Annotated in this window: 10 protein-coding genes; 8 read left to right on the plus strand and 2 right to left on the minus strand. The window is 61.7% G+C overall.

Annotated elements, in window-relative coordinates; all coding sequences use genetic code 11:
- The first annotated feature begins 53 nt into the window (after positions 1–53).
- From truA to ACZ5B4_RS07140, 4 genes are all read left to right on the plus strand, one after another.
- Positions 54–878 carry a tRNA pseudouridine(38-40) synthase TruA gene (gene truA / locus ACZ5B4_RS07125; RefSeq protein ID WP_464913739.1) on the plus strand — a complete coding sequence of 275 codons (825 nt, stop codon included), beginning with the start codon at positions 54–56 and terminating at the stop codon, positions 876–878.
- Positions 879–1,032: 154 nt separating this feature from the next.
- Positions 1,033–2,220 (plus strand): glycosyltransferase family 4 protein, encoded by a 1,188-nt coding sequence (locus tag ACZ5B4_RS07130; protein ID WP_464913740.1) that lies wholly within the window; start codon positions 1,033–1,035, stop codon positions 2,218–2,220.
- A gap of 299 nt (positions 2,221–2,519) precedes the next feature.
- Positions 2,520–3,398 (plus strand): serine/threonine protein kinase, encoded by an 879-nt coding sequence (locus tag ACZ5B4_RS07135; RefSeq protein WP_464913741.1) that lies wholly within the window; start codon positions 2,520–2,522, stop codon positions 3,396–3,398.
- A gap of 109 nt (positions 3,399–3,507) precedes the next feature.
- Entirely contained in the window at positions 3,508–4,524 is a 1,017-nt protein-coding gene (locus ACZ5B4_RS07140) for an acetyl-CoA carboxylase carboxyltransferase subunit alpha (RefSeq protein ID WP_464913742.1), read from the plus strand.
- Between the two features lie 272 nt (positions 4,525–4,796).
- Here ACZ5B4_RS07140 and ACZ5B4_RS07145 read toward each other — a convergent pair whose 3' ends face one another.
- Positions 4,797–5,555, minus strand: coding sequence for a CvpA family protein (locus tag ACZ5B4_RS07145; protein ID WP_464913743.1), 759 nt, complete (start codon positions 5,553–5,555; stop codon positions 4,797–4,799).
- Positions 5,556–5,741: 186 nt separating this feature from the next.
- Positions 5,742–6,233, minus strand: a complete 492-nt coding sequence (gene dtd / locus ACZ5B4_RS07150; protein WP_464913744.1) for a D-aminoacyl-tRNA deacylase — start codon at positions 6,231–6,233, stop codon at positions 5,742–5,744.
- Between the two features lie 277 nt (positions 6,234–6,510).
- Here dtd and pdxA point away from each other — a divergent pair, with 277 nt between their 5' ends.
- The 4 genes from pdxA to ACZ5B4_RS07170 all read left to right on the plus strand — a co-directional run bounded on the left by pdxA (position 6,511) and on the right by ACZ5B4_RS07170 (position 11,474).
- The gene (gene pdxA / locus ACZ5B4_RS07155; protein ID WP_464913745.1) at positions 6,511–7,563 is read left to right on the plus strand and encodes a 4-hydroxythreonine-4-phosphate dehydrogenase PdxA; all 1,053 of its coding nucleotides are present in this window, start codon (positions 6,511–6,513) and stop codon (positions 7,561–7,563) included.
- A gap of 494 nt (positions 7,564–8,057) precedes the next feature.
- On the plus strand, positions 8,058–9,158 hold the full coding sequence (locus tag ACZ5B4_RS07160; protein WP_464913746.1) for a hypothetical protein: 1,101 nt from the start codon (positions 8,058–8,060) through the stop codon (positions 9,156–9,158).
- Positions 9,159–9,345: 187 nt separating this feature from the next.
- Positions 9,346–10,197 carry a hypothetical protein gene (locus tag ACZ5B4_RS07165; protein ID WP_464913747.1) on the plus strand — a complete coding sequence of 284 codons (852 nt, stop codon included), beginning with the start codon at positions 9,346–9,348 and terminating at the stop codon, positions 10,195–10,197.
- On the plus strand, positions 10,194–11,474 hold the full coding sequence (locus tag ACZ5B4_RS07170; RefSeq protein WP_464913748.1) for a hypothetical protein: 1,281 nt from the start codon (positions 10,194–10,196) through the stop codon (positions 11,472–11,474). The genes ACZ5B4_RS07165 and ACZ5B4_RS07170 overlap by 4 nt, the downstream gene beginning before the upstream one ends.
- Positions 11,475–11,480 lie beyond the last annotated feature (6 nt).

Consider the following 11,480-nt stretch of genomic DNA (forward strand, 5'->3'; position numbering starts at 1 on the left):
TTCGATCGGCCTTCCGACGCGTCCCAAACCTCGGCTTCCGCGTGAACGGCGTTATGCGCTGCATTCGTTTGCGACTGGCTTACGATGGAACCGATTACGACGGCTGGCAAAGCCAAAAGTCGGGGCGAACCATCCAAGACGCCGTGGAGGCCGCCGTGGCCCGGTTGATCGGTCGCAAAGTCCGCGTATTGGCCAGCGGCAGGACCGACGCCGGCGTCCACGCCGTGGGACAAGTGGCGGCTTTTCGAACCAATAGCGCGTTACCGCCCCAGGTCATCCGCAAGGCACTGAACGCCCGGCTCCCGGACGACATCGTCGTCCTTTCGGCCGACGAGGCGCCCGCCGAATTCCACCCCATCCGCGACGCCAAGCAGAAGCACTACCGTTATCTCCTCTCGGACGCCGAAATGCCGAATGTGTTTCTGCGACGGTACGTCTGGCGTTATCCCCGCCCGCTGGATGCCGCGGCCATGGCTAGAGCCGCGGAAGCCCTCCGCGGCACCCATGATTTCTCCGCCTTCCAAAGCTCGGGATCCCCGCGTGCCACCAGCGTGCGTACCATCCACGACTTGTGTGTCGGTCGCAGCCGGTTCATTCCACATCTCATCACGATCGACGTGACGGCGGACGGATTTCTGTACAACATGATGCGAAACATCGTGGGCAGCTTGGTCGACGTGGGACGCGGAGCCCGACCGGCGTCGTGGGTCCGGGACGTGCTGGCCGGGCGAGACCGACGATGCGCCGGCGCCACCGCTCCCCCCCACGCGTTGTTTCTCATTTCGGTGACTTATCCCGGCAGCGAATCCGTCGCGTTCGGCTGCAACGAACGCTCACCCTGGAGCGGAGTCCTGCATCCGGAGTTTCCGCTCGTATAGACTGAATAAATTGAACGGTCCGGAACCGCGTAGCAACTCGCTTCCGCACCCATCCCCCAGAATACCACCGCACCGCCGGGCAAATTGCCATTGCGCTATCGCATGCGGAACGGCGGCAAGCGTCCCGACAACCGGGCAAGACTGAACCCGATCCATGCGCGTCATCCACATCATCACCCGACTGATTCTCGGCGGTGCCCAAGAAAACACCGTCTTGTGCTGCGAAGACTTACGGCAGCGATTCGGGGATGACGTCCTCTTGGTGACCGGTCCGCCCTTGGGACCGGAGGGAAGCCTCTTGGAGCGGGCACGCAATGCCGGAATTCCGACCGAAATCGTCCCGGCCTTGCGGCGCGAGATTCACCCCTGGCGCGACGCCTTGGCCTACTTCGCTCTCCGTCGCATCATTCGCCGGTTTCAACCCGACGTCGTCCATACTCACAGCGCCAAAGCCGGCATCCTCGGCCGCATCGCCGCCTGGCGGCTCGACGTCCCGGCGGTGATTCACACGATCCACGGCGCACCGTTCCACCCTTATCAAATCGCTCCGGCCCGATGGTTCTCCATCCTTTGCGAACGCTACGCGGCACGGCGATGCCACGCCCTGATCGGAGTTGCGGATGCCATGATTGATTCGGCCGTCGATGCCGGCGTTGCCGATCGGCACAAGTGCGTCACGATCTATAGCGGCATGGAAGTCGAACCGTTTCTGCGAGCCGACGAGCGACGCGCCGCAGTCCGCCGCGAATTGGGCTACAACGACGAACATTGCGTCATCGGGAAAATCGCCCGGCTCTTCCACTTGAAAGGGCACCGCGACGTCATCGCCATGGCGCGCCGCTTGATACCTCGAAACCCTCAAATTCGGTTTCTATGGGTGGGCGACGGCATCTTGCGATCAGACCTGGAACGCGAGATCGCAGAGGCCGGGCTGACGGCGTACTTTCGGCTTACCGGCCTGGTCGATCCCTCAGACCTACCGGATTTGGTAGGGGCGATGGACATCTTGGTCCATGCCAGCCTCCGAGAAGGCCTTGCCCGGGTTCTCCCTCAGGCGTTATTGGCTGGAAAACCCGTGGTTAGTTACGACGTCGACGGGGCGCGTGAAGTTTGCCTCGACCACCAAACCGGCTTCCTCGTCCCGGCAAGGGATGTGGAGGCCCTAACACTGGCCGTCCAGCGATTGATCGATTCTCCGGACCTTCGCCGACAGTTCGGCAGGGCAGGGCAGGGGAGGTGCGTTCCCATGTTCTCCCATCACGCCATGACGGAGCAAATCCGGGCGCTTTACTGTCGGGTCCTGGAGGAAAAGCGAAGGCGATCGCCGCTCGACAGCCCGTAGTCGCCCCGCCTCCATCCTTTCCGCCGTTGTTCGCCCCTCGCTTCGCTTGAAACTTCCAGTGCGGAAGTTGGAGGCAATTTCCGTCCGAGATCTGCCTTTCCACCCCGAAACCGGGAAACTCGCGGCGCTCGAGTTTCCTGCTTGTACCGGAAGCACGGGAAAAGGCCTGATTCGTCGTTGTGACGAATGGGGTTTTTCGGTAAGATAGACGGTCCAAGCTGATGCCGCATAGCTTTGACCACTGCAATTTACCCCCTAGATGAGGGTAGTACTCACGCCTTTTTCTGCGCAGGTTTGTCGTGAGCACGGGAATCGTTTTCATCGGTCGCTATCGTCTCATCAACCCCGTCTATATGGGTGCTACTACCCAACTGTGGCAGGGTATTTACGACGTGACCGGAGAGCTATTCGCCGTCAAGTTCCTTCAGGAGCAATTTCGCAAGGATCGCACGCAGATCGGTTACCTCAAATGGGAGTATACGGTCGGATCGCAATTGAACGATGAGCACGTCATCCGGATCGTGGAATTCGGCACCCATCGCGGCATCCCGTTTCTCGCCATGGAATGGTTCTCCGGCAACAATATGAAGGCTCTCATCCGCCAAGGAATCGACGCCTACGCCCATCTCGCCAAGCGAATCATTTTCCAAGCGGTGGAAGCGGTGGCGTACCTGCACCGACAGGGCTATGTGCACCGCGACATCAAACCGGAAAACTTTTTGGTCGGGCCGAGCGGCGAGGTAAAACTGATCGATTTCGCCCTGTGTCGCCGGATCTCCAATCCCTTGGCGTGGCTGCTTTCCCCCAAGACCAAGATCCAGGGCACCTGTAGCTACATTTCGCCGGAACAGATCCAGAATCGCCGTCTCGACGGTCGGGCCGACCTTTACAGTCTGGCTTGTACCATCTACGAGCTCCTGTGCGGACGGCCGCCCTTTACGGGCATCAATCAAACCGAATTGCTCAATCGGCATCTCAAGGCCGCCCCGCCGCCGATCGAGTCGCTCAACCCCAACATCACCCCGCAGTTTTCGCAACTGTTGCAAAAGGCGCTTGCCAAACGGCCCGCCGATCGTTTTCGCAGCGTGGCGGAGTTCTACGGTTTGCTGCACGATGTGGAGATATTCAAAGAGAAACCGGCGGGTGAGGTTTCTCCCTTGCTCGTCCCGGGAGCATAGCCTTGGAACCGCGGAAATCCAGCAGGGGCAGCAACTAGGGCGTCGATTCACGGCGACCAAACGCCGCGCAAGATTCATCCGTAGCAACCATCACGAGAGATTGTGAACCATGCCGGCAACGGAATATCGCTTGGCTTTTGAACGGCCCATTTACGAGCTGGAAGCCCGCGTCGAGAAGCTGGAAAGAATCTCCCACGAAGACCCTCAAGCCCGTGAGGAGCTCCAGCAAAGGCGAATCGAATTGGCCGAACTGAAGAAACGCATTTACGAGAACCTCAAGCCTTGGGAGGTCGTGGAGGTCGCTCGGCATCCGGAGCGTCCCAAGACTTCGGACTATCTGCAAATGGTGTTCGAGGAATTCGTGGAGCTGCACGGCGATAAATGCTACGGCGACGATCGGGCGGTCCGAACAGGTTGGGTCAAACTGGATGACTTCAAGGCCATGTTCGTCGGCCACGACAAGGGCAAAAACACCAAGGAGCGTCTGGCCTGCAATTACGGTTGCGCTCATCCGGAAGGCTACCGCAAGGCCATGGCCAAGATGCGTTTGGCCGCCAAGTTCTCGAAGCCGATCATCTGTTTTATCGACACGCCGGGCGCGTACCCCGGCATTGCCGCCGAGGAACGGGGCCAGGCTCAGGTCATCGCCGAGTCGATGTTCCTCATGTCGCAATTGCCGACCCCCATCATTTGCGTCGTGATCGGGGAGGGCGGCTCCGGAGGCGCCCTCGGCATCGGCGTCGGCGACCGCGTTGCGATGTTGGAACACGCCTACTACTCGGTCATCAGCCCCGAGGGCTGCGCCGGGATACTTTGGAAGGATCGCCAGTACAAAGAAAACGCGGCCGAAGCCCTGAAAATGACCTCCAAGGACCTCATGCGGCTGGGCATCATCGACGCCGTCATTTCCGAGCCCTTGGGCGGAGCACACCGCGATCCCTTCCAAACGGCTTCGCGTCTAAAGACCTATCTTCGTAATACGCTTAAAGAACTCAGCACCATTCCCATCCCTGAACTGGTGCAAAGCCGCTACGAGAAGTTTCGCCGGATGGGAGTCTTTTTGGAGGGCGGAGAAGAGATTCGCAACGGCACACCCGTGCGAGCCGAGCCCCCTACCGAAGCTTGAGCGATCTCCGCGCGGAGCCGTGAAGTCCGCCCCCGGTTTCAGGCCGGTCTCGTCGGCGGAAACCGCCGTCGTTCCAACCCGCGCCACTCATTGCGGACCGAGCCGAACCTGTTGACCGACTTGGAACGGCAGGCATGTCACGCGTCCCAAACTCAAAGGCGGCGGAGGCAGAGAACGAGGCGACGAAGCCCGCAGGTTATTGGGCCGGTGCAGACCGGAGGCGACGGACTTGGACGGCATCGCCAACGTCCGATAATGTTTCTTATGTTCGGTCAGAAACCAGGATTTTCCCACAATTTGCCCACAACTTGCGTCTTCGATCCCGGAAGTGCATCCCGCGGCAAAACTTCGGCAGCCCGTGGGCCGATCGCCCGCTCTCGCAGCGACGGCGACCTCATGCGGTACGCCGCCGCGAGATCGCGCGTCCAAGCGGGAAGCCGCGCGGGAGAATCCGTTGCGGCCGGCCAGGAGAAGTCGAGACTTTCAGAGCCGGGCAATCCCTGCTGCGGGGACCTCTGCCGTTCGAACTCGTCGAGGTACTCCCCCATCTGCCTGCGGACCTCGGGCGGCAAGACCGTGGCTGCCCGTTCGATCAACTTGGTAAGCACCGGCCCCGAACGAGAAGATAGGACCACCACTCGAAACCCCTCTGAAAGGGTGACTCCGAAAAACGCGACTATGCCTGCTATAAGCAGCCCCTTGATCGCCCCGAACACAGCGCCGAGTTGGCGATCAAAATCTTTCAGTTTCATGCGATCGATTGCCGCGGAAATCCAGCGAAAGAGCATCCAGATCAGGAGGCCTGACGCGGCGAAAACGATGAACATACCCAAGTAATGATTCCACGGCGTCTCAGCGCTCAGTCGCTCTCCCAACTGAGGTCCGAAGCGGACGGCGGCGACAGTCCCCACAATCAGTGATGCGAGAGACGCCACTTGCCATGCAAAGCCGCGCCACGCTCCTCGAATCAGCGAAACTCCGACGAGGATCAGCACGATCAAATCGAATGTTGCAATGGGCAGGGTATTCACCCCGTGCTCCTTGTCCCTTCGGCGCGTGTTTCTGTGCGGCTCCCCCGCCGAAACAGGGCCGCACGGAATACCGACAATGCTATTTCGCTCTCCGTTGGTTCTGATTTAACACGAACACCGCGTTTCGTTGCGCTCCGGATCCTCGGCGGAAGGCACCGGTCGAGCAGGGCATGGTGCCAAGAAAGTCTAGCTTTTGTCCGCATCCCCGCCGAGCGGACTGCGCCGAGGACGCCGCAGTTCTTTGGAATCAAGCAGGATTGTCACCGGTCCGTCATTGAGAAGTTCCACCTCCATATGCTCCCGAAACCGTCCTTCGGCGGTGGCCAGTCCCAATTTGCGAAGGGCCTCGACATAGACCCTGTAAAGCCGCTCGGCTTGTTCGGGTGGAGCCGCGGCGGTGAAACTTGGACGACGCCCTTTGCGGCAATCCGCCAAAAGCGTGAATTGGCTGACGACCAGGACCGCGCCGCCGATTTCTCCCACGGCCAGATTCATCTTGCCTTCCTCATCCTCAAAGATGCGTAGGCCGGCCGTCTTTTGCGCAAGCAACTCGGCTTCGTCGTCCCCGTCGTCCCCCGCAATGCCCAGCAACACCAAAATGCCTTTGCCGACCTCGCCCACGACCCGGCCCGTCACGCGCACGCGAGCCCAAGCGACCCGTTGGATACACGCTTTCATTCGGATGCTCCGACTTCCCGCTTCGAATCCACTGCCTCTTGCGGCGGGGTTCTCCCATGCCGGGCGAAACCCCGTGCTTGTAAGATGATAGAATGCCGGGACTCGGGCGAAAACGCCAAATCGGAGCGCGGGGCTGATTTCCCCGGACTGCCGGGACGATCGGGCGAGCCGCGCGATGCCGCAAAGTCGTTTGCAACCGTTGCCGTCCGATTCCTACAATGAGTCACAAAGAGAGCGCGGCGACCGACACGTTCCGCCATCATAAGGAGACCTTGCCATGACTCTCGTCAGCGGCAAACCGCTCGTTGCCATTACCCAGGGGGATCCCGCCGGCATCGGCCCCGAAATCATCGTCGCCGCCTGGTCCTCACCGGAATTGCATCAGTGGTGCCGCCCGGTGGTGGTGGGATACGCGGACTACCTCCGGCGAGCGGCGTCCATTCGCAAGCTACAACTGGACGTGCGGGGAGTGGCATCCGTGGACGACGCCCAACCTTCGCCGTGCCTCATTCCTTGCTTGACGCTGGGCGACGGCCACGCGCCGGACATTCCTCCCGGCCGTATCGATGCCCGGGCCGGAGAGGCGGCTCATTGGGCCATTCTCTTGGCGACGGAGTTGGCGTTGTCGGGCAAAGTGCAAGCCGTTGTGACCGCTCCCATCAATAAGGAAGCCCTGCAAAAGGCGGGACATCATTATCCAGGCCATACGGAGCTGCTCGCGGAATTGTGCCGAACACGGGAGTTCGCCATGCTTCTTTACTTGGCGCCGGGAGCCCCGCTGAAGAATCCCGTGGGCCTGTCCGTCATTCACGTAACGCTGCACACGGCGCTGCGCAAGGTCTTCCAATCGCTTACGGTGGATGAAATCCACAGCAAAATTAAATTGGTCGATCATTTCGTCAGTCTGTTGAAGGAAGGCAAACCGCGTATCGGCGTGTGCGCGTTGAACCCGCATGCCGGTGAGGGCGGTTTGTTCGGCTCAGAGGAAGCAACCGTTATTGCCCCCGCCGTCCGCCGGGCGCAAAGCGAGGGCATCAACGCCGACGGCCCCTTGCCGGCGGATTCCGTGATGGTCCACGCGCGGGACGGGCGATTCGATGCCGTGGTCGCCATGTACCACGACCAGGGACATATCGCTTTGAAATTGCTGGGGATGAAACGGGCGGTCAATGTCACGGTCGGCCTGCCGATTGTCCGTACCAGCGTTGCCCACGGAACCGCATTTGACATTGCCTGGAAGGGGATCGCCGATCCGGGCAGTCTCTTAGAGGCCGTGCGCGTGGCCTCTTTGCTGGCGACCAAACGCGCGGTTCCGACGCCGTCAGCTTAGGCTTCGGCGGTGTCCCGCCCACCTTTTCTCCACAGATGACCTGATCCCGATTCTTTGCCTTGGGATCTCGCTGGGCATTCTCGATTCCCTCCCGTTTCGGCTGCTTTGCGACGGTCATGGCGGCCGGATTTCCGGTGTTTTCCGGTTGCGAAAGCACGTGGTAAGCCGCGGATTTTGACGGCACTTCCGCCGCAATTATGACGATAAGACCCAATGCTCGGTCTTTTCTGAGAGAACGCGAGCCTCCGTTTGGGTCCAAGATGCGCAGGTTGATGATTTTGCCGGATTTACCAAAGAATCACCGCGAAATCGGCCGACGATAACCCTGAAAGAGGCTAACGGCTCTCCCGCACCGGCTCCTTGGAGGTTCGGTCGCAGATGGTCTGGTGAGGTGTTCCCGGGTCGGTTCGGATGGAACGATGCGGCGCCCGGCGTGACATACGACGCGGGCGATGACCGCCCACCGAGCGGATTCCATTTAGGGGGGATGTCTGATGAGATACGGAAGTCTGATGTGTGTCGCCTTGCTGGCCCTGGTGGGCTGCAAAGGTCCCTTTCAACAGAACCTGCCGCCGGCCCAACGACTCATGGAGCCGGGGCCCGGCGTCGGCGGTCCCGGCCCGGGAGTTCAAACGGCCTACATGCCCATGCTGGCGCCCGCCCAAGTGCCGGTGTCCCAGATCCTCTTCGCGGGTCCCGAGGGCATGCAAGTTTTATGGGATGTTACCGCCCCCGGAGCTTTCGACTCCGAACCGCTGATTTGCCCCGGCCGGTACAACTTCCCGCAAGGTGCGATGTATCGATTGAAGCTCACGAACATTCCGGGGCGTCCCGGCGTCGAGTTGTACCCGACGTTGGAAGTCGGCCCCGCGATGCCGCGCACGGAGGCCTTCATTGCCCACAACGCCATTCCCGTGCAGATTACCGAGGAAGACCTCGACCAAGTGTTGAGCGGCAATTTTGTGACCAAGGTCATCTATCTCCCGGATCCCAACTACCAAGAGTTGGCTTTGGCCGGCGTGGAGACCTTGGTTAGCACGCGGCTCGACCCGGGCGTAGATCCTATCGTGGAGGCCGATCGTCGCGGCTCCATCCTCGCCATCGTGCGGATCGGTAATCGCGACCTGGAAGTACCGGGAGAAGCGATCGGGCCGCAGGATGTGGTTCCGGCCGGCTATCCCAACGGCCTGCAAGCTACGCCGTTCGCCCCGCAAGCCATGGGCGTGCCGGGCGGTACGGTTCCCCAAAACTACATTTCGGGCGTGAACGCCCCGCAATACGGGATGCCGATGAGCGGAACGCCGATCGGGCTGCCCGGTCCGCCGCACGTTCCCCTGGGCGGTCAGGCCGGATTGCAGCGTCACGTGATGGTCAATCACACGCGAGTTCACATGCCGGCGCCCACGGAACGATTCCGCGTGGATGTCAAGCAAAGCCCCGGCATCAGCTATCCCAAGCCGGCCGACCACGTGTTCATCAACGAGCAGACGCTGCCGGGACCGACCGTGTATCGGCAACCCATGTCCTACGGGAATGAAGTCGTCGGCCAGGCCATGCCGGCCGAGGCGTGCCCCACGGACGCCATGCCGCAATAGCCAAGACGGCGACTTGCCGAACGCCATGGGGGCGCAAGGAACCCAGGAACCTTTCGCCGACGTACCCGAGACGGCCGTCCCTCGTCGAAGAGTCATGACTTCCACGACGGGATGGCCGTTTTTCATCGTCCTTTCGAAATAAGCTACGCGGGCACCGTCAAACCGCTCCAAGATGCGAAGACCAGCGATGTTCGAATGCCATTTTCCCCAAGTTCGCCGGGAGCAAGGAACGGGCGCGAAGCCCCAGGCTCCGACCAAGTCCGCGGGCGGTCGCCGCGGCGCCGTCAGGATGCTGCTGATCCTCGTCGCCGTCTTGTGGTCGCCGCAGGTACGTGCGCAACCGTCTTCGCCGCACCTGTACTTCAATGCACGAACCCCGCCGGGCTTGGTCGGGACCACGCGCATTCACCGCGGCGGTCCGGTGGATAACTACTTCCAGCCGGTCGAGATTCGCGGTCCGGCGGGACTCCATGTATCGTTGGCGGAAAACGGCGCCTTCTCGGACCCACGCCCTGCGCCGCTCACGGCCGGCCTGCTGATCGGCAGGGTTTATCGGCTGCGGTTGACGGAAATCCCGCTCGTGAATCAAGAGGGCATGGAGCTGTTTCCCACCTTGGAGATCGTGGACCGCACCTATCCGCCCCCGGGCCGGGAAGCCCAATTTCCAATCATCGCGGAGATTACGCTCGACGACTTGCGATTGGCGTTGGAAGGCAAATTCGTCACGCGCGTGATTTACTTGGAGGACCCGACGCAAGCCGTACCCGCCCCGGCGAACGGGCCCGAACAACCTTGGTTCGACGTACCGCCGAACCAGGATCCCCTGGCGACGGCGGACGTTTTGGGGCGTCCGGTAGCGATCATTCGTTTGGGCGGGAGGCTTCCCATGCCGGAGGAGCAGGCGGACCCGGCGTTTCTCTTCGGCTGTCCGCCGTTCGTGCCGTATCCGGCGAAAGTCAAGCTCCTCCCGCGTCCGCCGCGTACGGAATCGGGTCGCCTTTCTCATGCGCTGCCGGATGTTGCGGGAGGCGTGCGATGAACACTCCGAACCGGAATCGGCGAAATCGCATCGGCTTGTTTTCGCGAGCCCTCCGCCGAATACCCGCGGCGGGCTGCCTGCTGGTTCTTTGTTCGTGCCGCCCGTTGGGAACGTTGAACCATTCACCGCTAGCCGGCACACCCCTACCCTCCCCTGCCCTCTCCCAAATGGACGCTTTGCCTGCCGGCATGCCTTCCGGCCCGCAACCGGCCCGGCCGGCAGGACCGATCGTGCCGGTGCAGAATATCGAAACGTCCCCGGAAACCGTCCCCGAAATAGCCGCGATGCCGCCCTATGCGCCGCTTCCTTTGGGAATGCCTCCCGGCATGCCGCCGACGCATTGGTCGCCGCCCGGCGTTGCCGCTCCGTGGCCGCAGGATGAATTTCTCGCCGACGGCGGCGATCTACCGCCCTTCGCCGCGCCCTCGCAAGGCGGCGTGATCGGGCTCAATCCGGAAGACGCGGTCGCACAATACACCGCCTCGGACGGAAAGACCGTGGTGCAGCCGTTCAACCGGGCCTTCATCTACAGTCCCCGATTCGCGGCGGTACGCCAGGTGGTCGGCGTTCAGCAAAACGATCAGGCGGAAAGCACGGCCGGCGTCCACCTGCCTACCCACTTGGCTCAAGGCAACGAAAGGCTGGAACCCGGCGTCGGGACCCAGCGCTATCAGCCCTTGGGCACAACCGGCAGACGCGGGGCCGGTCTTTTCCTGTCTCGCCAAGGCGACGGCGCGGTTTCTCAGGCGCTCGGTCCGAAAGGCTTCAGCGACGCCTTCAAACCCTACGAAAACCTCCGTGCCATCGTCAACGGAGTCATGGATTCCCAGGAAATTCCCACGCTCGCCGCTAGCGTCCAAGCCGCGATGGCATGGTCTTCCGACCAGGCCGTCCAGATCATTCTCGACGGCACGGCCGCCGCCGAAGCCGCCGCCACGACCAAACTGCACACGGTTTACGTGGTCAAAAGCGAGCACGGCGAGGCCAAGCTGCGGCTGATCAAGACGGCCTCGACCGACGCGGCGCAACCCGGCGACATCGTGGACTTCACACTGAGGTTCGACAACGTGGGGACCGCGGTCATCCAACGAGCGGTCATCATCGACAATCTCGGTCCGAGGTTGGAATACGAACCGAATTCCGCGCAGGCAAGCGTGGAGGCGGTCTTTTCCGCGCAGGCCAACGAGGCCGGCTCCTCGCTCTTGCAATGGGAGCTGGATCGGCCGCTCAAGCCGGGTGAGGGGGGAATCATCCGGTTCCGAGTCAAAATCCGCTGACGGCTA

The sequence above is a fragment of the Thermogutta hypogea genome (assembly GCF_055386265.1).